Source organism: Gammaproteobacteria bacterium (assembly GCA_022450155.1).
Lineage (GTDB): Bacteria > Pseudomonadota > Gammaproteobacteria > Arenicellales > UBA868 > REDSEA-S09-B13.
Genome location: JAKUQR010000019.1, coordinates 37,054 through 63,349 on the forward strand (window position 1 = coordinate 37,054; position 26,296 = coordinate 63,349).

The 26,296-nt window shown below is 49.3% G+C and carries 26 protein-coding genes and 3 tRNA genes; 7 read left to right on the plus strand and 22 right to left on the minus strand.

What is annotated here, in order from left to right; translation table 11 throughout:
* Positions 1–20 precede the first annotated feature (20 nt).
* Positions 21–1,094: a threonine synthase gene (gene thrC / locus MK323_10950; protein MCH2482672.1), complete on the minus strand. Its 1,074-nt coding sequence runs from the start codon at positions 1,092–1,094 to the stop codon at positions 21–23.
* Complete coding sequence (locus MK323_10955) at positions 1,091–2,419, minus strand: homoserine dehydrogenase (GenBank protein ID MCH2482673.1); 1,329 nt, start codon at positions 2,417–2,419, stop codon at positions 1,091–1,093. Before MK323_10955 ends, thrC begins: the two co-directional genes overlap by 4 nt.
* Positions 2,420–2,625: 206 nt before the next feature.
* On the opposite strand from MK323_10955, the gene MK323_10960 reads away from it, so the two are divergent.
* Positions 2,626–2,967: an MTH938/NDUFAF3 family protein gene (locus tag MK323_10960; protein MCH2482674.1), complete on the plus strand. Its 342-nt coding sequence runs from the start codon at positions 2,626–2,628 to the stop codon at positions 2,965–2,967.
* 18 nt (positions 2,968–2,985) lie between these two features.
* Here MK323_10960 and MK323_10965 read toward each other — a convergent pair whose 3' ends face one another.
* Genes MK323_10965 through surE form a run of 3 tightly spaced genes read right to left on the minus strand, consistent with a single transcriptional unit; the run spans position 2,986 to position 5,117 of the window.
* Positions 2,986–3,762 (minus strand): peptidoglycan DD-metalloendopeptidase family protein, encoded by a 777-nt coding sequence (locus MK323_10965; protein ID MCH2482675.1) that lies wholly within the window; start codon positions 3,760–3,762, stop codon positions 2,986–2,988.
* Positions 3,763–3,769: 7 nt separating this feature from the next.
* Entirely contained in the window at positions 3,770–4,345 is a 576-nt protein-coding gene (locus MK323_10970) for a DedA family protein (GenBank protein ID MCH2482676.1), read from the minus strand.
* A 13-nt stretch (positions 4,346–4,358) separates the two neighbouring features.
* Positions 4,359–5,117: a 5'/3'-nucleotidase SurE gene (gene surE, locus MK323_10975; GenBank protein MCH2482677.1), complete on the minus strand. Its 759-nt coding sequence runs from the start codon at positions 5,115–5,117 to the stop codon at positions 4,359–4,361.
* Between the two features lie 153 nt (positions 5,118–5,270).
* Between surE and MK323_10980 the strand changes: the two genes are divergently transcribed.
* Positions 5,271–6,455 (plus strand): cation diffusion facilitator family transporter, encoded by a 1,185-nt coding sequence (locus tag MK323_10980; GenBank protein MCH2482678.1) that lies wholly within the window; start codon positions 5,271–5,273, stop codon positions 6,453–6,455.
* Positions 6,456–6,503: 48 nt separating this feature from the next.
* Here MK323_10980 and MK323_10985 read toward each other — a convergent pair whose 3' ends face one another.
* Entirely contained in the window at positions 6,504–7,733 is a 1,230-nt protein-coding gene (locus MK323_10985; protein ID MCH2482679.1) for a hemolysin family protein, read from the minus strand.
* Here MK323_10985 and MK323_10990 point away from each other — a divergent pair.
* Positions 7,618–7,899, plus strand: coding sequence for a hypothetical protein (locus tag MK323_10990; protein MCH2482680.1), 282 nt, complete (start codon positions 7,618–7,620; stop codon positions 7,897–7,899). The genes MK323_10985 and MK323_10990 overlap by 116 nt on opposite strands.
* 496 nt (positions 7,900–8,395) lie before the next feature.
* Here MK323_10990 and MK323_10995 read toward each other — a convergent pair whose 3' ends face one another.
* The 16 genes from MK323_10995 to MK323_11070 form a co-directional block, all read right to left on the minus strand.
* Positions 8,396–9,457, minus strand: a complete 1,062-nt coding sequence (locus MK323_10995; protein MCH2482681.1) for a branched-chain amino acid aminotransferase — start codon at positions 9,455–9,457, stop codon at positions 8,396–8,398.
* Positions 9,458–9,501: 44 nt separating this feature from the next.
* Positions 9,502–10,011, minus strand: coding sequence for a YtfJ family protein (locus MK323_11000; protein ID MCH2482682.1), 510 nt, complete (start codon positions 10,009–10,011; stop codon positions 9,502–9,504).
* 558 nt (positions 10,012–10,569) lie between these two features.
* Positions 10,570–10,646: transfer RNA gene (locus tag MK323_11005), tRNA-Pro, on the minus strand.
* A gap of 20 nt (positions 10,647–10,666) precedes the next feature.
* Positions 10,667–11,020: a MerR family transcriptional regulator gene (locus MK323_11010; protein MCH2482683.1), complete on the minus strand. Its 354-nt coding sequence runs from the start codon at positions 11,018–11,020 to the stop codon at positions 10,667–10,669.
* Positions 11,021–11,022: 2 nt separating this feature from the next.
* Positions 11,023–11,349 (minus strand): integration host factor subunit alpha, encoded by a 327-nt coding sequence (locus tag MK323_11015; protein ID MCH2482684.1) that lies wholly within the window; start codon positions 11,347–11,349, stop codon positions 11,023–11,025.
* 24 nt (positions 11,350–11,373) lie between these two features.
* Positions 11,374–13,764 carry a phenylalanine--tRNA ligase subunit beta gene (gene pheT, locus MK323_11020; GenBank protein ID MCH2482685.1) on the minus strand — a complete coding sequence of 797 codons (2,391 nt, stop codon included), beginning with the start codon at positions 13,762–13,764 and terminating at the stop codon, positions 11,374–11,376.
* A 19-nt stretch (positions 13,765–13,783) separates the two neighbouring features.
* Positions 13,784–14,785 (minus strand): phenylalanine--tRNA ligase subunit alpha, encoded by a 1,002-nt coding sequence (gene pheS / locus MK323_11025; protein ID MCH2482686.1) that lies wholly within the window; start codon positions 14,783–14,785, stop codon positions 13,784–13,786.
* Positions 14,786–14,905: 120 nt separating this feature from the next.
* Positions 14,906–15,265 (minus strand): 50S ribosomal protein L20, encoded by a 360-nt coding sequence (rplT, locus tag MK323_11030; protein MCH2482687.1) that lies wholly within the window; start codon positions 15,263–15,265, stop codon positions 14,906–14,908.
* 24 nt (positions 15,266–15,289) lie between these two features.
* Positions 15,290–15,487, minus strand: a complete 198-nt coding sequence (gene rpmI / locus MK323_11035) for a 50S ribosomal protein L35 (protein ID MCH2482688.1) — start codon at positions 15,485–15,487, stop codon at positions 15,290–15,292.
* Positions 15,488–15,514: 27 nt separating this feature from the next.
* Positions 15,515–16,030 carry a translation initiation factor IF-3 gene (gene infC, locus MK323_11040; protein MCH2482689.1) on the minus strand — a complete coding sequence of 172 codons (516 nt, stop codon included), beginning with the start codon at positions 16,028–16,030 and terminating at the stop codon, positions 15,515–15,517.
* A gap of 28 nt (positions 16,031–16,058) precedes the next feature.
* Complete coding sequence (thrS, locus tag MK323_11045; GenBank protein MCH2482690.1) at positions 16,059–17,963, minus strand: threonine--tRNA ligase; 1,905 nt, start codon at positions 17,961–17,963, stop codon at positions 16,059–16,061.
* Between the two features lie 102 nt (positions 17,964–18,065).
* A tRNA-Val gene (locus tag MK323_11050) sits at positions 18,066–18,140 on the minus strand.
* Positions 18,141–18,198: 58 nt separating this feature from the next.
* A complete protein-coding gene (uvrB, locus tag MK323_11055; protein MCH2482691.1) occupies positions 18,199–20,250 on the minus strand; it encodes an excinuclease ABC subunit UvrB in 2,052 nt (683 codons plus the stop codon).
* Positions 20,251–21,233: 983 nt separating this feature from the next.
* Positions 21,234–22,535, minus strand: coding sequence for a TRAP transporter large permease (locus MK323_11060; GenBank protein MCH2482692.1), 1,302 nt, complete (start codon positions 22,533–22,535; stop codon positions 21,234–21,236).
* On the minus strand, positions 22,532–23,014 hold the full coding sequence (locus MK323_11065; GenBank protein MCH2482693.1) for a TRAP transporter small permease: 483 nt from the start codon (positions 23,012–23,014) through the stop codon (positions 22,532–22,534). Before MK323_11065 ends, MK323_11060 begins: the two co-directional genes overlap by 4 nt.
* Positions 23,015–23,111: 97 nt before the next feature.
* Entirely contained in the window at positions 23,112–24,119 is a 1,008-nt protein-coding gene (locus tag MK323_11070) for a TRAP transporter substrate-binding protein (GenBank protein ID MCH2482694.1), read from the minus strand.
* Positions 24,120–24,506: 387 nt separating this feature from the next.
* On the opposite strand from MK323_11070, the gene MK323_11075 reads away from it, so the two are divergent.
* From MK323_11075 to MK323_11090, 4 genes are all read left to right on the plus strand, one after another.
* Positions 24,507–25,421 carry an FAD-dependent monooxygenase gene (locus MK323_11075; protein ID MCH2482695.1) on the plus strand — a complete coding sequence of 305 codons (915 nt, stop codon included), beginning with the start codon at positions 24,507–24,509 and terminating at the stop codon, positions 25,419–25,421.
* On the plus strand, positions 25,378–25,632 hold the full coding sequence (locus MK323_11080; protein MCH2482696.1) for a hypothetical protein: 255 nt from the start codon (positions 25,378–25,380) through the stop codon (positions 25,630–25,632). Before MK323_11075 ends, MK323_11080 begins: the two co-directional genes overlap by 44 nt.
* 231 nt (positions 25,633–25,863) lie before the next feature.
* Positions 25,864–26,028, plus strand: coding sequence for a hypothetical protein (locus MK323_11085; protein MCH2482697.1), 165 nt, complete (start codon positions 25,864–25,866; stop codon positions 26,026–26,028).
* A gap of 112 nt (positions 26,029–26,140) precedes the next feature.
* A tRNA-Asn gene (locus tag MK323_11090) sits at positions 26,141–26,216 on the plus strand.
* Positions 26,217–26,296 lie beyond the last annotated feature (80 nt).

Here is a 26,296-nt window from a genome sequence, read left to right on the forward strand (position 1 = left end):
TTGCTTTGGATGCCACATCGTCAATCTATCGACGACAAAATCAAATCTCTCAAGCCCTCGCCCCCTTTGGGTATAGATATCGGTTCAGGTGATTGTCTGATCGCGACATCCGGATCTTTCAATCCATGCCCGGTCAGAGTACAGACCACGACTGAGTTATCTTGAATATTTCCTTTTTCCATCTCGTCACAGAAACCCGCTATTGCAACCGCGGATGCCGGTTCACAAAAAACACCACTACGATCCGCTAGCGTTTTCTGAGCTCCGAGAATGTTCGCATCATCGGAACTCCTGAACCACCCGTTTGATTCAATCACGGCGGTTTTAGCTAGATTCCATGACTGTGGATTACCGATACGGATGGCAGTGGCGATTGTCTCTGGCTCCTCGATCGGACTACCAGACAAAAATGGCGCAGCTCCGGCGGCCTGACAACCAACCATACGCGGCCTGGCTGCAATGATTCCTGCTTCTGCATACTCGACATACCCCATCCAGTATGCGCTGATATTCCCAGCATTACCGACCGGAAGAAAATGATAATCCGGTGCGGAACCGAGTTCATCCACCACCTCAAAAGCAGCTGTTTTTTGGCCCTGCAGGCGGAAAGGATTGACTGAGTTGACCAGTGTGACGTCTGCTTCCTCGGGCATTCGTTTGACGATTTCCATCGCATCGTCGAAATTCCCTCCGATCTGGACGACCGTGGCACCGTGCATCATAGCCTGGGCAAGTTTGCCCACTGAAATCTTACCCGTTGGAATAACTACAAAGGCTTGAATGCCGGCGCGCGCAGCGTATGCTGCAGCGGATGCCGAAGTATTACCAGTCGACGCACAGATGACTGCCTTACTGCCGCTGTGTAATGCCATCGATAAGGCGACCGTCATCCCACGATCTTTAAAAGAACCTGTGGGATTAAGGCCTTCGCATTTGGCATATACCTCAATATTCCGTTTCCGATCTGACACAGCTGGCAGATGAACCAGCGGGGTACCACCCTCGTTGATATGTACTGCTTCAACATCAGGGGGGATCGGTAACCTATCTCGATAGGCTGCAACAATACCGCCATTAAGTTTTGGAATCGTCAACTCGACCGCACCTCGCTATCCATTGCTTCGATTCGAATTCGAACGACCTTTTCCTTGATCGTCTTCAAGTTCTCCAGTTCCGGTATGGCATGTGACATTCGGTTTTCGATCGTTTTGTGCGTGAGAATAACAATAGATACCGGTTTATCTCCAGAACTGGTCCCCTTCTGCCTTATAGATTCAATACTAATTTGATGCTCGCCAAGAATTCTGGCGATGTCTGCCAGAACCCCCGGTCTGTCCAGCGCCAGCAAACGAAGATAATAAGCAGTTTCAATATCTCCGATCGAACCACATTTAATTTGAGAAAGCTGCTCCGGTTGAAATGCCAGATGAGGCACCCTGTTCTCTGGATCTGTAGTCAAGGTTCTAACGACGTCAACAATATCTGCCACTACAGATGAAGCGGTTGGCTTAGCTCCCGCACCGGCGCCATAATGCAGCGTCGGGCCAACTGCATCACCATAAACAAGAATTGCGTTCATTACGCCATCAACGTTTGCCAGCAGGTGATCCGCCGGTACCAGACAGGGGTGGACTCTGAGTTCTATTTTTCCTTTGTGTTGCTTTGCTATTCCAAGATGTTTGATGCTATATCCGAATTCCTTGGCGTATGCTATGTCTTGCTGATGTATATCTGTTATCCCCTCAACGAAAACTGAATCAAAGTCTAGCGGGATGCCGAAGGCAACAGAGGACAATATAGTCAATTTATGTGCCGCGTCGATCCCCTCGACATCAAAAGAAGGGTCCGATTCAGCATATCCCAGTCGCTGAGCCTCTACCAGTACCCCACTGAAGGGAGTCGCTTTCTTATGCATTTCTGAGAGTATGAAGTTTGTCGTGCCATTTATGATTCCGATGACTCGCTCAATTCGATTGCCAGCAAGTCCTTCCCGCAGAACCTTGATGATAGAAATGCCGCCCGCAACCGCGGCTTCGAATGCGACCACCAACCCCTTTCCCAGAGCAACATCAAAAATCTCATTGCCATGAATGGCAATAAGAGCCTTGTTGGCCGTAACTACATGCTTGCCATGTTCCAGGGCTCTTAGAACAACTTCTCTTGCTGTTGATTCACCGCCCACTAACTCAACAATAAGGTCGATCTGCGGATCGTCAGTCACCTCGAACGGGTCATCAGTCAGTTGAAATTCACTGATTTCGCAAGCTCGTTGTTTGGCTATATCATTAACTGCCACGGCCCTGATATTGATCTGGCGACCTGCTCTACGAGTGATTTCCTCAGCATTTTCTTTGAGCAAATTGACCGTTCCAGCACCAACTGTGCCTAGGCCAATAATGCCGATTTGTACAGGTTTCATGTAGTAAGTGTAATGAACTCAGAGGTCGACTAAGAAACGTAGAGTCGAAGCTAAGCGCCCCTAATCGAGTTGGATTATCTGGCTATTTTATCGTATGTTGTGGAGATCTACGTAGTTGGTATCGACAATTTGTCGCCAAAACAACTGCCAAATGCTCGGCCACGAATAGTATGTCCCCAAGAATGGACAACGAACCCACCACAAATATGATCCGTGAATTCTCCCGCTCCCGCGTGATGATAGGGTCACGATCGTTTGATACCAGTTTCATCGTGACGCCGGACACGGTTATATCCCCGTGGCTAAGAAAGAATAGACAGACACTCAGTAGCTCTGATCTTCTTCCACTGCTTGCCCTTGACGTTGATATTCTGCTGGTGGGTACCGGACCGACCCAGGAAATTCCGAACCCTTCTGTTTACAGAGCTTTTGTAGACCAAGGAATATCCATCGAGTTTATGGATTCGGTGGCTGCGTGCAGGACCTATAATATACTTGCTGGGGAACAACGGCGAGTCGGCGCAGGCATTACGCTACCCGTTGAATAGCAGACAGAGCACAACTTATTATTTTCTTTCGGGCAGATACTTTAGCGGATCTACTGGTTTCCCATCTAAACGGATCTCGAAGTGCAGCCTAACCGTTTCTGCACCGGTACTGCCCATGTGTGCAATCAACTGCTCCGCCTGCACTGAATCCCCTTCATCGACCAATAACCGATTGTTGTGAGCATAAGCACTGAGGAAATGTTCGTCGTGCTTGAGTATCAGCAGAAGGCCATAACCCCTTAGACCGGATCCGGCGTAGACTATCTTCCCAGCCGCTGCTGCCAGCACTGGGCTCCCCTCGCTACCCAGTATGTCTATGCCGTTGTCACCGTCTGCCGCTGAAAACCCGCTGATCACACGCCCCGTATTTGGCCATGACCAGGCCTGTACCTGACTTGCGATAGCGCTAGATGAACGTTTTTTGATCGAACTGCCTGAGACTTTCTGGCCTTTCTCGGTAAGCGGCTGTGCACGTATTTCAGAGCTCACCAGCGCTTTGGCGACCGTCTGTGAGCTGTTTCCGTTAGAGCGTCCCTCCCTGTCAGGACCTAGTCGAATCTTCTGGCCAGGGCTCACCTGGTATGGGGATCTTAGCCCGTTCCAAAGCGCGACTTCACGATAGTCGAGTCCGAACTCCCATGAAATGGTATACAGCGAATCTCCTTCAGCCACTATACCTACTGGGTATCCTGATTTTTCCGGTGTCAGGTCACTGACCGGAATCACTGGGTTACCACTACAGGCGCACAGCAACAAGGTCATTGACACAGCAGTGGTTAGTTTGGTCAGCTTCACGATCTGGTCAACGCAGCAGAATAAATAACGTGACCAGCAGAGCGATAATTATCCACCCCAAAAGGTCGATATAGCGCCGGATAGTAATGATTAAATCTTCGTCAGTCGTAAAAAACGTACCTGCAAAGTAGATAAATCCCGCAACAAGAAAAAACCGAGCGCCTCGGCCGATAATTGAAGCTATTACAAACGTGGCCAACGACATCCCCATCATACCCGCACTAATCGTGAAGATTTTATACGGTACGGGTGTAAACCCGGCCACAAGAATTATCCAGATACCATAGTCCGTAAACCACTGCTGTACTTGTGCCAGGGCCGATTGCGCGCCATAAAATATGACCAACCATTCTCCGAACCCTCCTAGGTAATACCCGAAAATACCACCTGCGACCGACGCGACCGTAGTCAAACCCGCCAGACGCCATGCACGTTTACGGTTGCCGAGCACCATAGGTGCCAGCATGACATCAGGAGGAACAGGGAAGAAAGAAGATTCAGCAAAGGAAACAATGGCCAGATATTTTGGTGCGTGGCGATGTCGAGACAACCTGACGACCGAATCGTACAGACCCTTAAACATGGCGAGGCCGAATCTAACTCTTAAGCTTAAGGCTTAGGGCCCAGTCGGCTAAATGCTCACGCTGACTATGGTCCGTACCATCAATACGCAACGGTGTTATGGAGACGTAGCCATCATTTACCGCTGAAAAATCCGTCCCGGGTCCGCCATCAGCTGCTTTACCAATTTTTCCGATACGGTACTGTCTGCAATCCCCGCTAGCGCTAATCCTGACCACAGGGTGGGATTGCTTTCGATAACCAAGCCGGGTGATTTTGTATCCATTAAGATCACCCAGTGCTCTATCCGGCACGTTAACATTCAGGATTGATCGAGCGGGCAAAGGATTGAGCTTGAGTTCAGATATGATTTCAGAGACAACCTGCCCTGCCGTCCAATAGTGCTCAGGCTCACTACCAGCCAGTGAAACCGCCACCCCGGGATATGCCAACCGCCGCCCCTCCAGCGCTGCCGCTACGGTCCCCGAATAAAGTACATCATCACCCAAATTAGCGCCAGAGTTGATTCCAGAAATAACCATATCCGGTTCACTGTCGAGTAACCCGTTTAGTGCCACGTGAACGCAATCAACTGGAGTCCCGTCTACAACAAAGCATCTTTTCCCTGACACCTTGACAGTCAATGGTTGAGTCAAAGTCAAAGAGCCGCTTGCACCGCTTCGGTTTTCGTTAGGTGCAACAATGGTAATCTCGCCATGCGCTTTTACGCTGTCAAAAAGGACCTTGAGACCTGGGGCGTTATGACCATCGTCATTACTCAGCAATATATGCATTCACACGTCTACTTGATCGAGGTTGTGGCTAACTGACGCTAAAACAAAGTCATATGCCAAAGGTGTATTATCTCAACTTCTGGTATCCCTGTGAATAAGGCCTATCCGTGCACTCAATGTCATAGCGAGCCCCATATATAATTCGGCTATCAAGTGAAACCGTTCGAGAATCAAGATCACTATTCCGAGATCCGGCGACTGACACTGATTGGTAGCGTACTTGATCTGTTTCTTGGGTCAATCAAGGTGCTGGTCGGATATATCAGCAACTCACAGGCACTTATCGCAGATGGTATACATTCTTTATCTGACCTGATAACCGACGTCCTGGTACTTGTCGCAGCAAAGCACAGTGCCCAGGAAGCTGACGAGGGACACCCGTATGGGCACGACCGGATCCAGACTCTGGTCAGCCTGGCACTAGCCGGTTCGTTAAGCATCATAGCGATCGCTATTGCCTGGGATGCCGTGACCAGGATCCTGTCTCCTGAATCACTGTTGCAACCGGGATTTTTACCACTGGTGATCGCCGCTATCTCCGTTGTTTCAAAAGAGGGGTATTTTCAGTACATCGTACGACATCCCTCCACTGCCGCTTCGCGGATGTTGTATGCGAACGCATGGCACAGTCGATCAGATGCACTATCCTCACTCGCAGTTATTGTCGGGGTCGGCGGTGTACTGGCCGGATTCCCCTGGGCCGACGCGCTAGCAGCGACCGCGGTCGCGGGCCTGCTACTTGTAGTAGCTTACAGAATCGGCCGGGAAGGCGCTGAGGAGCTCATAGACTCAGCAGCATCTCCGCTTTTGAACGCTAATATGCGAAAGACCATCTTAACAATAGAAGGCGTACGAGATACGCATGAGTTGAGGACCCGTCGGATGGCTGACAAAGTACTGGCCGATGTGCATATACGAGTAGATCCCCTGATCAGTGTTTCTGAGGGTCACCGTATCGGTGACGAGGTGATGGATACCCTGAAGGCACAATTCGTAGAGGTTGGGGACGTAATCGTACACATTGACCCGGAAGACGATATTACAGACGACGATTACTCTAAACTACCTTTGCGATCTGTCATCGAAGCGGAAATCAACACGTGCCTTCAAAATCTGAAACAACATTTGGATAACCGATTTTCCCTACAGCCAAAAAACATAGTCGTACACTACCTTGACGACGGATATCAGGTCGAAATCTGGATGAGCATGCCTGATGAGGCAACTACCAGAGACTGCAGTCTTGTTTCATCCAGAATAAGGGATGAACTCATGAGGATCGATAATATTGGGCACGTCAGCGTCTTGTTTTCCTCAAATCAGTCCGCGTCGAATTAGAACCAAGCCGATAAGAGTCGTGGGTTACCGCACTGCGGTACTGAGTGGTTACATGTCTAATAGGCTCGGACCATGTCCAAGTCGCTCAATTGTGACCTCATGAATTCTTCGCCTGGATGCACTTTTTACCAACACTTCGAAATCATCTAGAGCAAAGGTCTCGCCCGTTATCGGAATTCGCTCTGTGTGGTCAAGAATCCATCGATTGATCGTATCCGTGGATTTACCGGGCAGTTCGGTACCAAAATACTCTTCAATCAGCCTGACTTCCACCGCGCCATCTACGCTTATCTTGTTCAGGCCTAACTCAACAAGCTCAACAGGTTTTTGGTCACTTTCGTCATAGATCTCACCAACGAGTTCCTCGAGAAGATCTTCAAAGGTGACGACACCCTCCATGGTGCCATGTTCATCAACAACAATAGCCATGTGTTGCTGTTCCTTTCTGAATCCACTGATAGTATCGGTTACAGGTTGAGTATCGGGAACAAACTTCGCCTCTCGGCCGATTTCGCCCACTTGCACCTGTGTCTGTTCATCGATTACTGCGACCATCAGGTCCCTCATATAAAGGACCGTCTGTATTTCATCGGGATCTTCAGAGAACAACGGGATCCGACTGTAGGGGGTTTCTTTGAGATCTTCTAAGGCCTTGGAAACAGGTGTCCGGCCATCATAAGTAAAAACCTTATGTCGTGGTGTCATTACATCTGCAACGGTGAGGTCAGATAAAGCAAAAGCCCTCTCGATCAGCACTCTTTCACCCTGGTCAATCGTTCCCTCCTCCTCACCATAGCCGATCATGCTAATAAGCTCCGATTCAGTCACCGTAGGATCGTCTTCACTCGAAATGGCAGCTTTTCCCACAACCTCTGCAATGACTTCAAATAAGCTTATCACGGGGTAAATCGTACGTTGAAACCAGAGCACTATGGGTGAAACGACCAGTGATATTCTTTCCGAATAACGCGTTGCAAGACTCTTCGGCGTGACCTCTCCAAATATCAGCACCAGTACGGTAAGCACGCCAACCGCGACTCCAGGACCAATGCTTCCAAGCATTCGAGTAGCGATCACCGTTGCTATCGCAGATGCACCAATATTAACCAAGTTATTACCGATCAGGATAGCGATCAGCATTTTCTGGGGCTTACTTTTCAATATGAATAACGACCTGGCGCCTCGTCTTCGCTCTTTTAGCAGCGCCTTTGCTCTCCCTTTGGACAGGGCGATCAGAGCCGTTTCCGATGCCGAAAAAAATGCCGAACAAATTAACAGAAGTACCAAACATACCCCGCCTAACATAATACTTGGTCCAAGACAGTACGGAGATATCTCAAAGACGGAGGTTCAGATTCTTCGTTTGCCAATGGTGATGTTTTCATTACGAGTCAAACAACAGAAAATAACTGGTAGTACCACCGTCACCGTGCTCAATAAGTAATGACTGTAACACTACTGTGATTTTTAAGCTAAGAATGCAGCATAGGTCACAATGCGTTCAATTTCCATCAATGTCAACTCAAAAGGCGGGTAATAAGGGTTACTCTCGGACCATTTCTTGTACCCTTACAAACACTGGATACGGTCTGCGGGAGAAAACGAAGAAAACCGTTCCTGCCAGTCAGCATTTTTAACCATGTAAGGAAAAGACGGAGTGTTGCCTATCCCTCCCAGCCGGTTAAATTCACCGATAACATGGCATCTCGCACAGTACTTTTTCGCGAGTTCGAATCCTGCGGCTGCGTTGGTATCGAGTGCTTTAGTTTTGATTGGAGCAAATAGTACAAGCCACAGTCCTACACAGGGTATGAGCCGAAGAATGAATGGCAGGTTTGTCATCTTGACTCATCGCTATATTCAGTAGTAACGGCCACACTTTTTGGCACCAGCCTGCACCCCTATGATCAGTTAACAAGCCTGTTCCATCCCCTGCAGTTTCACTCCAACGGCATCATCCAGTAATGGCGATCCTCGAGTTCACCGTGCTGTATACCGAGAATCTTATTGTATAGTTCCGGACACAAGTTACCTTGTTGCTCATCAGGGAAACGCAGATCACTGTCGTGGTAGCGAATTCGTCCAATGGGAACGACCACCGATGCTGTACCGGCCCCAAAAGCTTCATAGAGTTCGCCATTGGCTTGGGCTAGAAATAATTCGTCCATAGACAAACGACGTTCAGTAGCCGTGACGCCCATATCGTCCAGTAGAGTTAGAACACTTTCACGTGTTACGCCAGGTAGTATCGTGCCACTCAGATCTGGAGTGACTACCGAATCACCCAGTCGGAAAAATATATTCATCTGACCGGCCTCTTCCACATACTTGTGTTCTTGTCCGTCAAGCCACAGGATCTGGTCAAAACCATCCTCAACGCTGTCATTCATCGGTCTCAGTGTCACCGAGTAGTTACTCGCGGTTTTCGCGTAACCCGTACCGCCATGGGGTGCTCTGGTGTACCTTTCCTCTGCTTTGAGATAAAGCGGCGACTTTACCTGTGCAAAATATTCACATACTGGCGACGTGAATATAAGTAATCGATACCGCGATGCCGGTCGCACAGCCAGATGGGGCTCCGTTGCAATGAGCACGGGTCTAACATATAACGCCTCGCCTCTGCGAGATGGGGCCCAGCCCTGATCCAACATTACAAGCTGCTTGATCGAATCTATGACGAGAGATTCATCTGGCGCGGGTATACACAATCTAGTACACGAAGCCGTTAAGCGTGCAGCATTTCGATCAACCCTGAAAAGTCTTATCTTGCGATCATCCGTTCCCCGGAATGCCTTTAATCCTTCAAAAACTGTTTGGCCGTAATGCAGCGCCAACGCAGCCGGGCTCATTTCAATTGGAGAGAACGGCACAATCGAAGGTTCCCCCCACATGCCCCCTGAAAACTCACAGGTAACCATATGATCTGAAAAATAATCGCCAAACCCCAAATTTGCATAATCGACTTCCGCCAGGCGACTTTTTTTAACAGACTCGATCTTCATCGTTTCTCCAGACTCTGCCAGTGCTCCATCTGATTCTCTAATCTTCAATTAGATATTGCTGACCAGACCATGGCTGTCAGATTCTCTACATCTGCCGCCGACAGCGCACCGCTTTTATTGAATAACAAATTCCCACTGGGGCCAAACACCAACACATTATAGCTATGATCAGCCAGTCCCCACTGTTCAACCAGTACCTTACCTTTGTCTGTAACATTGATCGTGCGGGAATATTTCTTTTGTTTTCCTTTAAGAATGTTTTGGATTAGGAACTTTGGTTTCCAGGTTACCGCCAAGTTCGTAATCGCTACGGATCTGATTTGTTCGGTCGGATATTGTTCTTTGGCCAATGCCTCTTCGACATGTTCGTTGATCTTGACTTTGTCAGGATCAACATACATCAGTATGTGCACTACCCCTTTCAGCTCAGAACTGCTCCAGGCAGTACCATCGAGCCTGCCTCCAACTTCGCCTATCAACTTAACTGGCGGCGGTTCCTGATTCAGCTCCAGCCCGGCCTCAACCAGATTACTGGCAACAAACAGTACGACCATTGTTACGAATGTCAGCTTGCGTTTGTGTGTCATTAAACTTGAAAGAGAGGCTGCAATGCCCAATATCTTTTCAATCGCATCGAATGGTCATGCCAATTTATTGTTCTCCGGAAGAATCCGGAATGAGCCTAACGAGCAGAATTCTTTGACCTGGCTGACTATATCCTGGTTCAGCGTAGAGAATTCATTTTCTAACAAACTTTTAGAGTCGACATAGTATTGTAGGGCTGACGCTAGACAATCGGATAGTGCATAGGCGTCACCTTCGGTAGCCTTTTGAAAACTTGGGCAATCGTAACCACCCATCCAGCCCCTCTTTTCAAAGTTCTTTAACTCTTCTAGGCCGAGCCCTGGATCGATCGTCCCACAGGGTTTCCAGCCATGTTGGATGGCGAGGGCTCTTAACTCAATCCACTGATCTTTAGTGACTGCTACAAACCGACCGCGTTGAGAGCGAGACATACTCTTAAGTATCACGATGGGAGTCTGCGGGGAGACCGTTGCTATAAATAAAGGTCAGCCATCGGCACATTCCACCTATTGCTTACCTTCAAAAAATGGTCGGGGCGAGAGGATTCGAACCTCCGACCACCGCAACCCCATTGCGGTGCGCTACCAGACTGCGCTACGCCCCGTACAATAATATACGACCAAGTTACGATCGCAGGAGATCCGAAATATCTGTGAGTTCCTCAATTACCTGATCGTAAAGCTTCTTGTTGAGCCTTTTGCCACTCTTTTGTTTTTCTTCTCTAAGTCGATTACCAGCACCACTTATCGTATAGCCCTCAATATAGAGTAGACGTCGGATCGTTCTAATCAACTCGACCTCATGGCGTTGGTAATAGCGGCGATTACCTCGACGCTTTACAGGCTGCAATTGCTGAAACTCCTGTTCCCAATACCTTAGAACATGAGGTTTCACAGAACAGAGTTCGCTTACCTCACCAATAGTGAAGTATCTTTTTGCAGGTATCGGTGGGAGTTCCCCCGACGAGGGATCGAGCATCATCATAGATCGTTAGTCTCGGGACCAACAACTGGTGCGGACACATTGTTTTTGGCTATCCGATCCTTGACTTTCTGACTCGCCTTGTAGGTGACCACCCGCCGAGGTGTTACAGCCACCTCTTCACCTGTCTTAGGATTACGTCCTGGGCGACTTCGTTTGTCTCGAACACTGAAGCCGCCGAACCCGGAAAGCTTTACAGATTCACCATTTTCTAACGATTCTCGAATTTTCTCGAAGAATAACTCGATAAATTCCTTAGCTTCTCGCTTGTTCAAGCCAAGTTGCTCAAACAATGTATTCGCGAGATCTGCCTTAGTGACAGTCATCGTTTTCACCCTTCCTCTGGCGGTTTATTTATCTCTGAGCTCGCAACCCAGTTTTTTCTTTAGGCTGTCAAGAATCTCCTCCATAACCTTCTCGACATCCTGTTCCGTAAGATTGCGTGAAGTTCCTTTCAACGTCAACCCATAAGACAAAGATTTTTTGCTTTTTTTTATCCCAGCGCCCTGATATAGGTCAAAGAGCTCGATTGAGTTCAGTATCGACCCACCGGCTTCGACGATAACTTCCCTGACCTTATCTGCTGGCGTAGCTATGTCCACTGTAACTGAGAGATCCCGATTAACAGAGGGAAATTTTGACATCGGACTATAAGCCGGCAGGTCACGCGCCGATATGCACTGGGCATCTAATTCGAAAATAAATGCAGCTTGTTCCAGGTCAAACGTTTTCACAATATCTGGGTGCAGTCGTCCAAGCCATCCGACTACTTGTTTGCCGTGGGTTATTCTCGTGCTCTGGCCGGGGTGAAGTGCCGGATGAAGAGCAAGCTTAAATTCCGTTTTTGCAGCCTTAGCAGAAAGTTTCAACATGCCTTCAACATCGCCCTTGATATCATAAAAGTCTACCTCGCGGACATGGCTGTCCCAGCTCCGGCGAGAAGCTGCACCGGTTACCAGCCCGGCAATACGTTTGATCTCAGTCCGATTGTTGACACTACCATGAAATACATTACCGACTTCAAACAATCGGATTCGTCGCCACTGTCGCCGGTAGTTAACAGAAAGCGCCTGCAGCAACCCCGGCCAGAGGCTTGTGCGCATGACCGACATATTTGACGCAATCGGATTTTCCAATGTGATGGCACGCGAGTCTGGATCGATTAGTTCTTGAATCAGAGGATCTCCAAAACTGTACGTCATAATCTCCTGATAATCATTGTCAATCAGAAAATCAGTCAGCCGATCAGTGGTCAGGATCGACTCCCGGTCTGGCGTATAGGCGATAACACTTTTAGGGTCGCGGGTTGGTACATTGTCATAACCATATATCCGAACGACCTCCTCCACCAGATCGTGCTCTTCTTCGACATCTGTTCTCCAACTGGGCGGCAGAACTTTCCAGCCTGATTTTAGATTCCTGACTCTCATCCCCAGGGATTCAAGGGTGGACTTGACCTGCTTGTCCGGTATCGTGTGCCCCAACACCCTGATCAGACGCGATCGGCGTAGTGTGATCGGGTTCTTGGTGGTTATATGGGATTCACTGACTTTCTGGAACACTGGACCTGGTTGCCCTCCCACAGAAGCAGTGATCATCTGAGTTGCGCGTTCTATGGCGGTTCGCTGAAGGCCAGGGTCGACTTTCCTTTCAAACCGAAATGAGGCTTCCGACTGAATCCCGTACGTCCGTGCCTTACGAGCGATAGCGCCAGGTCGGAAATAAGCTGCCTCGAGCATAATAGAAGTAGTCTGCCCATCGATACTCGAGTTCATACCGCCCATGATCCCAGCCATGCCGATGGCTTTGTCGGCATCTGCAATCACCAATGTTTCTGGTGTTAATTGGATAGATTTTCCATCAAGAAGATCAAGATTTTCACCTTTCTCGGAATGTCTGACGACTATCTTTTCTTTTATTTCTTTCAGGTCGAACGCATGCAACGGTTGCCCGAGCTCTAGCATCACATAGTTGGTAATATCGACAATGGCACCGATGCTTCTAAGACCACACCGCCTTAGCCGTTCGCGCATCCAATCTGGTGTCTTTGATTGGGAGACGACACCGTCTATTACTCTTCCGACATATCGTGGCGCATCTCGTGGTGCCTGTATTTCTAATTGAACAATATGCTTACTGGTCGCCCTTACCGGCTTGAGGGAAGGTCCCGCGAGTTTTTCCCCAGTCAAGGCATGCAGCTCCCGCGCTATGCCCTGGATGCTGAGGCAGTCACCCCGATTCGGGGTAAGATCTATATCAATTATATGGTCATCGACCTGCAGGTAGTCGTTGAGTGAGTTACCCACTGGGGCGTTTGAATCGAGAACGAGCAGGCCCGCGGAATTGTCAGTGCTGTAATCCAGTCTCAGATCATCTGCTGAACACAACATTCCTCGTGATTTCTGGCCACCAAAGTCAGCGACACGTATTGTTTTTCCACCTGGCAGGGAACTGCCCGGCATCGCCGCGACTACCCGATGCCCAACTTCAACATTGGCCGCTCCACAAACTATGCCGACGTGTCGGCGTTGACCAACGTCAACCTGACAGATCTTTAAACTGCTGTTTCCAGGAAGGTCGGTAGTAGACACGACTTCAGCAACCCGGATCTTGTTGGAAAACTCCTGGACCCGGGAGATAGAACTGACTTCAAGACCCGCCGTTGTCAGCAGATCGGAAAGATACGGTAGATCGACATCTACCTTGATCCATTCCTTTAACCAGTTGAGGCTGATAATCATAGGACATTCATGGGCAGTACTAACCGAACTGGTTTAAAAACGAAAGTTCGTTATCAAAAAACAACCTAAGATCATCGACACCATATCGAAGCATCGTGACCCGTTCTATACCCATACCAAATGCGTAACCCGTGTATTTCTCGTTATCGATGCCAACCTGGCGAAACACTTCTGGGTGAACCATTCCACAACCAAGTATTTCGAGCCAGCCAGTATGCTGACACACTCTACAGCCAGCACCGGCACAAAAAACGCACCCCATATCGACTTCAGCCGAAGGTTCGGTGAATGGAAAATAAGAAGGTCTGAATCTTACTGGCAAGTCTTGTTCAAAAAATTCCCGAACAAAATGAATCAAGATACCCTTGAGATCGGAAAAGGTTATGTCTAGATCAACTGCTAATCCTTCCACCTGGTTGAACATGGGTGTATGGGTAACATCAGAATCGCACCGGTACACCCTACCCGGAGCTATGACCCTGATTGGGAGTTCTTGATTTTCCATATACCGCACCTGCACAGGCGATGTATGGGTTCGGAGCACCACTCCCGGAGACACATAAAAGGTATCGTGCATAGCCCGAGCTGGGTGATCCTCAGGGATATTCAGCGCACCGAAGTTATGGAAATCGTCTTCGATTTCAGGTCCGTCGGCGACATCAAATCCGAGCCGTCGAAATATGGCTGTAATTCTCCGAATAGAACGGCTTATTGGATGTAATGTGCCATGTTGTACGGCGCGACCAGGCAGTGACACATCAATTACGTCTCGATCTAACGCGTTAGCTTGCGCTTGCTGCTCTAGAAGCTCGGCCTTTTTATCGATGGCGTCTGCCAGCTTTTGTTTTGCGGTATTTAGCGCTTTTCCATACGCTTTTCTTTCATCAACCGGCAGGCTACCGATCTGTTTAAGCTGGAGTGTCAGGTAACCCTTGCGACCGAGGTGAACAACCCGTAGCGACTCCAGGGCAGAGAGCGTCGTTGTGCCCGATACCGCTTCGATCGCTTCAGTGATCTTGATGGATAACTCATCGCCTGCAGATTGTTGACTCACTATAGTGCCTGCCTACAAAAAAAAGGAAAGGCCATAGACCTTTCCTGTTGTCTCCTAACGAATGCCATGGCATTGCCACGGGCTACGTTAAGCTGCCAGTGCTGCCTTGGCTCGTTCTGCCAAAGACTCGAAACCTGGTTTGTCGTTGACAGCCATGTCAGCAAGTACTTTTCGATCTATTTCAACTGCCGCCTTCGAAAGACCATTAATCATCTGACTATAATTGATCCCGCTTAGTCGGGCTGCCGCGTTGATCCTCACAATCCACAGCGCTCGAAATTGACGCTTACGCTGTCTACGGTCTCTGTAGGCATATTGCCCTGCTTTCATCACAGCTTGTTTTGCGACTCGATAGACGTTTTTCCGGGCACCACGATACCCCTTAGCATTCGCCAACACTTTGCGATGTCTGGCTCTTGCTGTTACGCTTCGTTTTACCCTGGGCATCGGTCTACTCCGAAATCTGATGTATTAACTGTAAGGAAGCATCCGCTTCAGTGCGGATTCATTTGACGAGTGAACAATTAACTGGGACCGTAACTGCCGTTTTCGTTTGGTCGATTTTTTTGTCAGGATGTGGTTCATGTATGCTTGCGAACGCTTAAAACGACCACTAGCAGTCGTCTTGAACCGCTTCGCCGCACCCCTATTCGTCTTCATCTTGGGCATCTTGTTTGTCTCTCGAATGACTCTAGTTTATTTCTTGGGTGCAAGGACCATGACCATCTGCCGGCCTTCCATTTTCGGCATTTGCTCGACTACTCCCAATTCATCCAGATCCGCTTCAACCCGTTTTAGCATTTTCATTCCCAGTTCCTGATGGGCCATCTCTCTACCACGGAACCGTAACGTCACCTTAACTTTGTTTCCGGCATCCAGGAACCGCACCAAGTTCCGCACCTTTATGTCATAGTCGCCGATATCGGTCCCAGGCCGGAATTTCACTTCTTTAACGATTATCTGTTTTTGCTTCTTTTTCGATTCCTGCTTTTTCTTTGCGGCTGAATATAAGAATTTGCCGTAGTCCATCAACCGACAAACAGGTGGTTCTGCATAGGGCGAGATCTCAACAAGATCAAGCTGTTTCTCTTCGGCAATCTGGTGGGCTTCAGTAACTGAAACAATACCCAGTTGTTCGCCGCCTTCTCCGATTAGCCGGATATCTCCGGCTGTAATCTCATCGTTGATGCGCTGCTGCTTTGCTGCAACTATGTCGCTACTCCTTAACCTGAATAGATATTTAGTGCTTTAACGAAAGACCCGGTAGCGCTGTTGCTACTCTGTCGAGGTCGATTGACCCCAGATCGGTCCCGTCTTGTGTACGCACGGAAACACTCTCCGCGCCTTTTTCTTTGTCTCCAACAACCAGAATAAAAGGAATTCGGCGCAGAGTCGCTTGGCGAATTTTATAGCCGATCTTCTCGTTTCTCAAGTCACATTGTACTCTCAAGTTATGATTTTTTAGATGTTTTTGCACCGAGAGAGCATATTCACGTTGATTAGGGCCAATGTTGCACACAATCAACTGTACCGGTGAAAGCCAGGCAGGCAATTTTCCTTCAGTATCTTCAATCAAAATTCCAATAAAACGTTCGAGCGAACCCAGTATTGCCCTATGAATCATGACCGGCACCCTTTTTGTTCCGTCTGCAGCGACGTATTCGGCCCCCAGTCGCCCCGGCATCGAGAAATCCAGTTGTATGGTTCCGCATTGCCAGCGTCTGCCTATAGAATCACGGAGTACGAATTCGTGCTTGGGTCCGTAAAATGCACCCTCGCCCGCCTGCACTGTAAAGGGTATCGACTTTTCTTCAAGCGCAGCCGCCAGCGCTTTCTCTGAACGATCCCACAGCAGGTCATCTCCCACCCGATTTTCAGGTCGAGTCGATAGTACGACCTCAATATCTTCGAACCCAAAATCGTTATACATACGATAGGTCAGGTCGATCAATGTCGACACCTCACTGCCTATCTGCTCTTCTGTGCAGAAAACATGGGCGTCATCCTGGGTAAAACGCCGACCGCGCAGCAGCCCATGCAAGGTGCCTGAAGGTTCATTTCTGTGACAGATGCCGAATTCCGATATTCTCAGCGGCAGGTCCCGATAACTCTTAAGCCCTTGATTAAAAATCATGACATGACCGGGACAGTTCATGGGTTTAATGGCGTAGTCCTGATCCTCGACATGCGTCGTAAACATGTTTTCTCTGAACTTTTCCCAGTGCCCCGAACGCTCCCACAATCGCCTATTAAGCACTTGCGGTGTGTGTACCTCCTGATAGTCATATTCCTCCAGCAACGTTCGAACATAGGTCTCTATCAGTCGGAACAATGTCCATCCCTGCTCATGCCAGAAAGCCATACCCGGTGCTTCTTCCTGAAAATGAAAATAGTCCAGCTGTCTCCCCAACTTTCTGTGGTCTCTTTTTTCAGCTTCTACCAAGCGGGTTAGATAGGCTCCGAGCTGCTTTTTGTCTGGCCACGCCGTACCATAAATTCGCTGCAGCATTTCGTTCGTCGAATCCCCACGCCAATACGCACCAGCCAGTTTTGTTAGCTTGAAAGCTTTCAGATGGCCTGTAGATGGAACGTGAGGCCCACGACACAGATCGGTAAATTCTCCTTGTGTATACAACGAAATCATCTCATCTTCCGGTATGCCGCCGATAATTTCCGCTTTGTAGTTCTCGCCACTGGCTGTGAATAACGCGACCGCTGCATCGCGTGGCATAGTTGAACGACTGATTGGCAGGTTCGCTTTGGCAAGCTCATGCATTTTCTTTTCGATTTTCTCCAGATCAGCTTCTCCAAAACCTGAGGCATAGGAAAAATCGTAGTAAAACCCGTCTTCAATAACAGGGCCAATCGTTACCTGGGCTGTCGGATACAGAGTCTTAACGGCATGTGCCATAAGGTGTGCACAGGAATGCCGCAGGATCTCCACTCCACTGGGGTCTTCAGACGTAACAATGCGCACAGCTTGATCACTGTCGATACGGTAATCTATATCGACCAAATTGCCGCCAACCTCACCTGCCAAAGCCCGTTTCGCAAGTTTTGGGTGTATATCGGCTGCAATTTCCATAACCGAAACGGGCCGTTCATAAGTACGGATAGCACCGTCAGGTAGTTGGATTTCGGGCACTTTGAGTTTCCCTGGAAGCTGTCGAGTCTGGCATCTAGGCCATAGATGTTTTAAGCGAGAATGCCACATGGACTCAATGTGGCATTCGATTGATTCGGTATCTGGTAGGCGCGAGTGGGATCGAACCACCGACCACTTGCGTGTCGAGCAAGTGCTCTACCGCTGAGCTACGCGCCTTTATAACTGCAATACCGCTATTCTACATCCAATTATCAGCAATGGGCAGGCTGGGCAATTAGCTGACTACCGACGCGGGGTCAGTCATGAAACCGGCTGTGAAGTGCCTCTTTTTTAATTCACTGATGCTGTCCCGCAGCTGTGCCGCCTGCTCAAATTCAAGTGCACGTGCGTGATCGTACATCTGCTTTTCCAGTCCATCAATCAGGCGTCCCAGGTCGCCTGCTGATTTGATTTCAATGTCTGCAGTAATGTGTCCAATTGTGCCAGCTCTATCGAATCTGGTTCGGCCGGCTTTTTGCGGTTTCTCATAAACACCATCAATGAATTCTGTAATTCGTTTTTCTATAGTCGCCGGCAAAATACCATGGCGAATATTGTGGGCCTCCTGTTTTTCCCTTCTCCTTTCCGTCTCGTCGATCGCCCTCTGCATTGATTGCGTCACATTGTCGGCATAAAGAACCGCTTTTCCGTTAATATTTCGAGCAGCGCGGCCAATTGTCTGAATCAAAGCGCGTGTGGATCGAAGAAACCCCTCTTTGTCGGCATCCAGAATAGCCACCAGAGACACTTCCGGGAGATCAAGGCCTTCACGCAATAAATTGATACCCACCAGTACGTCGAAAACACCCAGACGCAGATCCCGGAGAATCTCAACTCGTTCGACAGTATCTATATCGGAGTGAAGGTATCTTACTCGAACTCCATGATCTGCCAGATAATCGCAGAGATCTTCAGACATTCGCTTGGTCAGTGTGGTTACCAATACCCTTTCAGACGCATTTGCCCGAAGTTGTATCTCAGACATCAAGTCATCCACCTGAGTAGCGGCCGGCCTGATCTCAAGCACAGGGTCTACCAGTCCTGTCGGTCGCACAACCTGATCTACGGTACTTGAACTGTGTTCCGCCTCGTAAGGCCCTGGCGTTGCCGATACGAACACGGTCTGAGGTATCTTTCGTTCAAACTCATCGAATCTCAACGGCCGGTTGTCCAACGCCGACGGCAGTCGAAATCCATATTCAACCAGTGTTTCTTTTCTCGAACGATCGCCTCGATACATCGCACCCAGTTGGGGTACCGTCACATGACTTTCGTCTATAAAAAGCAACGCTTTGTCCGGCAGATAGTCGATCAGTGTTGGGGGTGATTCACCCACCTTGCGACCAGAGAGAAATCTCGAATAGTTTTCGATCCCGTTGCAGTAACCCAGTTCCTCAATCATTTCAAGATCATAGTGGGTCCGCTGTTCAAGCCGCTGCGCCTCCAATAATCGCTCCTGGCTTCGCAGAACCGAAAGTCGATCGGTCAATTCGTCTCTGATAGCGCCTGTTGCCGCCAACAGAGTCTCGCGTGGGGTCACGTAGTGACTCTTAGGATAGATAGTAAAACGGGTCAACCTTTCATCGACTTCGCCGGTCAGCGGATCAAATCGCGCCAGGCGTTCGATCTGGTCACCGAACAGTTCGATACGTACGGCAAAACGATCCGATTCTGCCGGATAAATATCAATTACATCACCCCGAACTCGGAAAGTACCTCGTCGAAGATCCATTTCGTTGCGGGTATATTGAAGCTCAGAAAGGCGCCGCAGAATGTCACGTTGTTCTGCCAGCCCGCCCTGCCTCAGATGAAGGATCATCCCATGATAAGCTGCCGGATCTCCAAGACCATAAATTGCGGAAACCGTGGCAACAATGATTGTGTCTTCACGTTCCAGAAGGGCCTTTGTGGCCGACAGACGCATCTGGTCAATGTGATCGTTGATAGACGCATCTTTTTCAATATAGGTATCACTGCTCGGTACATATGCTTCGGGCTGGTAGTAATCGTAGTAGGACACGAAATATTCAACCGCATTGCTCGGGAAAAAGTCACGCATTTCCGCATAGAGCTGCGCAGCAAGTGTTTTGTTCGGAGCAAGGATCAACGTCGTTCTGCCCGTCCTGGCGATCAGATGGGCCATTGTGAATGTCTTGCCGGACCCCGTAACACCGAGGAGAGTCTGGTACAACTCCCCGACCTCAATGCCGTTCAGCAATGCCTCGATCGCTTCAGGCTGGTCTCCAGCGGGATGGAATTCACTTTCTAACTGAAACTGACGCATCATTTCTAGTTATGTTAAGTGACCCAATCGTTCTAGATATCTTATCGTCATCTGACCCGCGACCTCGGTGCAGAGAACTACTCAGCCAAACGGATCTGTGAACTGCGACACAGCCTGACCCGCACAAAACGCCTACCGTTCACAGGTATGGTGCAAGTTCTTTATCAATTCTACAACCATGCAACACCAATTCCGGCATTCAATCGACCCCACCAAACCGGTGTAAGTCTGATTGAACTCCTTGTCGCCTGTTTGGTTATTGCCGTCCTTTCCGGATTGGCCATACCCAGTTATCAAGCGCTTGCAGAGCGATCGCAACGGAATGCAACAGCGCGATTGCTTATTGCAGATCTTAATTGGTCCCGGACCGAAGCACTCGCAATCGGTACCAGACTATACCTGTGTCCGAGCCAAAACTCAGATCGTTGCCGGTCGAGTACCGACTGGAGTCAAGGATGGTCGGTCTTTGCTGATCAAAACCGAAACGGGCACCTGGAACCCAACGAGTTACTGCTATTACGTACCCCGTCCCTGAACAATAAAACCTCTGTACGCTTTCGCAAGCCTGGATATCTTTTCTACAAAAGCGATGGCAGCGCGTGGCCAAACGGTACATTTAGAATCTGTTCTGCCGACTCCAAGGCTCCACCACTATTGGTGATCGTCTATCGTACGGGACGCGTGCGAACATCGTCAGAGACGGGACTGGAGTGCATGTAGCAGAAGATTTAGGTGCAAGCTATAGTGGTTTCTCTTGACCCTCGACTCTACCATTGACATCAGCAATAGCGGGTGACGCTCTTATCTCCTACCGATTTGTAGATTTCTTGCAATCATGTCATCGATCTCATATAGGTTTTCTCGCAATTGTGCCTTTCCAGATAACTTGACAAATTCTGGCTTTCGAAACTCGACCCAAAAGCCATCAACCTCTGGCTATTAGAATGGGCATTACGATTTGTTTTGGTCACGTTTATATTCCCTCTTCATATAAACTTCGCCATGAGCATCTTTGGCAATGCCAGGATGAGTTCCGGGAAGAAAATTACAATTAACAGAACCACAAGCATTGGGCACAGGACAATGGCGACGTCGCGCAATGCTTTCCTAACCTCAATGTCTCCGATCTTACAGGCAATCAATAAACATAAACCATAGGGAGGAGTTACCAGTCCGAAAGCCAAAGAAATAACGCCGATAATTGCAAAATGGATCGGGTGCATATTCGAGACTTCGGCCAGCGGCCAAAGAACGGTTCCAAGAATAATGATCGCCGGGATGGCATCGATAAACATACCGATCAAAAGAAAGGAGCCAGCGACGATCAAGCCCGTACTGGTCGGACCAACGCCGTAGGGCGCCAGAAACTGTACAATAGCCAGCGGAACTTTGAAATAGGCCAACAGCCACCCGAACGCCGACGCCGTGCCTATACAAAACAGGGACATAGCGGCGAACGCTGCAGAGTTGTAGAGGATCGACGGGAGGTTATGAAAACCAATGGTTCTGTAAAAAAGCCCCCCCAGAATAACAGAATATAGTACGGCGATTACTGAAGCTTCGGTTGGCGTAAAAAACCCACCGACAATTCCGCCGACAATGATCAAGGGGGTCATGAGAGGCGGTATCGCTTGGAAAACCGCAACAAAGAATTCCTTAAATGAAGATCGCGCATACATCGGGTAATTGTAGATTTTGGCAAACACGTAGACCGCTATCATTTGCGACACGGCGATCAGAATTCCAGGGATAACGCCGGCCAAAAACAAGCCACCAATAGATACGGACATCAGTCCGCCCCACACGACCATCAAGATACTTGGCGGGATAACAACGCCCATGACCGAGGAGCACGCCGTGATGGCGACGGAAAAACTTGATGAGTAACCCAGCTTTTTCATTTGCGGAATTAGCAGCGACCCGATGCCCGCGGCATCCGCTGTGGACGAACCGGATATACCCGCAAATAGCATACTGACCACCACGTTAACGTGTCCCAATCCGCCCGGCAAATGTCCAACCATTGCACGCGATAGCCGCACCAACCGGTCAGTGATTCCCGCAGCGTTCATAATGTTTGCGGCCAAAAGGAAGAACGGAACGGCAAGTAATATGAAGGCGTTATAGGACTTGAACATTTCATTCATGAGCAGGAACGGCGTTAATCGCTCTTCCAACAAAAACACCGGAATGCATGCCAAACCGAGCGCAATCGCAACGGGGACGCGAAAGATAACAAGAATTATAAAAAGCGGGAATAATATCGCCGAGACCTCCACAGGTGTCATGGGGCGACACTCCGAAATAATTTGATATGATCAACAACACGTTCTGACAAAAATAACATCCACGTAATCCCCGTTATCGGCCAAGCTACGTAAATAAACACCATTGGCAGATCAGCCATTTCGGAAGTTTGCAGTAATCCGAACTTAATCAGCGGCCAGCCCCAGACAACAAAAATAACCGCCATGCCAAATGCCATGAGATCAACAAACATCAGGGATATCGCTTTGCCTTTGTTGGTTTTTGGGGGCGGCAACAGATCAACTGCAAAATGTTCGTTTTTCCGTAAAGCAATCATTGCCCCAACAAGGATGATCCAGATGAAGCAAAATCGTGACAGCTCTTCGGTCCAGATATAGCGTGGGATAAAATCGCTATAGCGGGCAAATATTTGCATGGTTACAGGAATGATGAGAATTCCCATCAACATCGTCAGGACGATTTTGAGAAACGAAAAATAACCATCTATTATTTTTTTCATTCGTGCCCGCCTGTCCACACAAGGTTCATAAAAAAGGGCCGATGGCACTTAAGCCATCGACCCTTAATACCTTTATATCACGCAGGGACGTTCGAGATTATTTCACGGCCTGAATGGCGTTATATAAAGCGCTCTGCCCCAGGTCTTTAAAGTACTCTATCAATACGGGCGTCGCGGCCGCAATCAATTTTTCCCGCTCTGTGAAGTTGATTGTTTTCAGTTTACCCTGAGATTCCATTTCCGCCATAATTCCCGAGCCTTCAGTAAGTTCGGTGACTCGGCCATAGGTTCCGGCATCTTTACCGGCCTGGACAATTGCAGATTGCAAATCTTTCGGTAAACTACGAAGTGTTTTGCCACTGAACGCCAATGGGCGAACCGTGATGGAGTGTGCAGTCAGAGAAATGTTTGGCCCAACTTCGTAGAATTTCATCTGGCGGATGCCAGCCGCTTCGTTTTCGGCCGCATCAATAACGCCGGTTTGAATGGCGTTGTAGACTTCTGCATAGGCGATGACATTCGGCGACATACCGAAGGCATAGAAAAGTTTTGTTTGAATTGGCGCACCCATCACACGGATCGGAACATTCTTGATTTCAGCCATGTTCGTTACTGGCTTGTTGACGATCAGGTGACGGACGCCACCTCCACCGTATCCCAGCACCAGGATGTCGGCACGCTTGTAAATGTCGTCGACGATCGGCTGCAACACGTCGCTGGAAAGAACCTTACTCCAATGGCCAGCATCTCGGTAAAGCATCGGTGGATCGAGCAAAGTCGCCAACTTCGAAAAGGTGGACATGTGCGACGGAGCTGCCACAGCGTAGTCAACCGACAAGCCCTGGTTCATGTAGGCGACATAGTCTTTTTCAAGACCAAGCTCGCTATTTAGGTGCATAACGAACTCAAGCTCATGCTCGCCACTGTAATATTGTTTCGTGAGTTGTTCGAATTTACGCATCAAACGCGTAAACGCATGTTTTTCATCAAACTGGCTCGCACCATGCAACGTGATCTTGTCGGCTTGAGCAGCACTAACAAACGTAAAGCTGGAAAAAACGACCGCCAGCGCCGGAAGCAACAGTTTTGATACAGTAAATTTCATATTAGCTCCTCCTCAGGATTAATTCGCGAATTCATTTTTCTGAATTCAGTTTCATTCCTATTGGCAGATACAACTGCCACCCAGGTACGACTATACGACTACGGGAAGAATTGTTCCTCCCGATTATTTGCCACCACAGCACAGATCCTGACCAGCCCCCACTGACTGGTCCAGTTTGAATGTTAGTGCATGACCGGCCTTTGGTCCATCTGGACGATGGTTTCCGGGGCTGGCGGGCGGTAGCCCAATGCGCTGTGTGGTCTGATAGTCGGAAAAAATCCTGTGACAAACCACTCCACTGGTTCCATATGAGTCTGGGGGTGTCAAAACAATTGGGGCATTCTGATTGCCGGTGATGGTCTGGGTGGCCTGACTGCAGCAATCTGCCTGCTTCAGGCCGGCCATCGGGTCCGTGTCTTCGAACAGGCGCCGGAACTGAACGAGATCGGTGCCGAGATTCAAACCAGTGCTAACGCAAGTCGTGTACTGCTGAACCTGGGGCTTAGGGATCAACTTGAGAGGGTAGCGGTGAAACCAGAGTATTATCGCTTGCAGCTGTACAGCAGTGCCGAGGTTTTGAACGAGATTTCCCTAGCAGAACAGCACGAAACAGCATTCGGCGCTCCCTACTATCACATCCACCAGGCCGATCTGCTCGACATTCTTCTGAATAAAATCGACCAGTTGGATCCTGATGTCATTCATCTGGACTGTGGAGGCACGAGCTACGCCGAGACTGACGATGGCGTCACGCTGAATCTCACCGGTGGGCGCAACGTTTCCGGAGATCTGCTGATCGGGGCAGACAGTATCAATTCAGCGGTACGTGCACAGATGCTAGGCAATGCACCTGCGACATATGCCAACCAGATTGCCTGGCGTTCGACTGTACCAGTAGAACGACTTCCCGAAGGGTTTATGGACCTCAGTTGCACGATTTGGTGTGGTCCACAGAGTCACATGGTGGTGTACTACATTCGTGGCGGCGAACTGATCAACTTTGTGGCGTGCGTCGACAGCGATGACTGGGTAAGTGAATCCTGGGCCCAGAAGGCTGATTGGGAGGAACTTAGAGCTGACTTCGACGGCTGGCACGACGATATCGTGACTCTGATCAGTGCGGTGGACCGGGACCAGTGTTTTCCCTGGGCGCTGTACAATCGCCCGCCGCGGCCGGACTGGAGCACAGAACGCGTGACCTTGATGGGAGATGCCATCCATCCAACCAACCATCCCGTATATGGCCCAGGGGGCAGCAATGGCGATCGAAGATGCAGCCGTGCTCGCTCGCGCACTTGCTGAATCTTCAATCCTGGCCGATGCACTGCAGCTTTACCAGCGGAATCGACATGACAGAACGGCCCGTGTAGTCCATGAATCGAGCGACAATGCCGAGCTCTTTCATCTCGATTCGGAAGCGGCGTTGCGCGAGGCCTTCAGCAAACGGGTCCTCGGCGGAGAACGCGGGGCCTGGCTGTTCAATTATGATCCGATGACTGTGCCGCTGGTCTAGTACAGTGATGGGCTTGGCTCAGATCAGACGGCCTGTACCGCGGTACTTTGATCGCATAAATTCATTCAGACCAAGCGCTTTTGCCGCTCAAGAGTGACCAAAATGAGCGATCTCCAGTCCGCTGCTGAACTGCCGTGTGAGACAAGTGCCCTGAGACTGGGCCACAGGGGCTGAAGGTTAATCGAGCTTAATGCTGACAGGTATTCGCCCGGCGACCCGACCCGCAGCTCCGTGCCGGTACACTGGCGTTATCCACAGGTGCGTGAACTGCTGATGCAGGCCGCCAACCTGACGCCGATTGAAAAGGCGGAACGGCGGGTACTGGTTCTATGTAACCCCGGACTGGGCATCGACAACCTAGATACGTTATGTATCTATCGCTCCCCTGCCCTTTGAGTGCTAGAATCCGCGCTCGATTTAGGTCGTTTTTCAGCACTCCGAGTGCACCTGGAGTGCACCGTGTTTGTAATAAAGAATAACCAGAAATAAACTCTTATAAATCAAATACTCCCCGGTAGTTCAGTTGGTAGAACGGTGGACTGTTAATCCATATGTCGCAAGTTCGAGTCTTGCCCGGGGAGCCAGTTTTCTCGATGTTTTTGCACATACCTACCACGTTCAATTCTCAAACGTTGCTAACTTTTGGTAAGTTTGCCACTGTTGC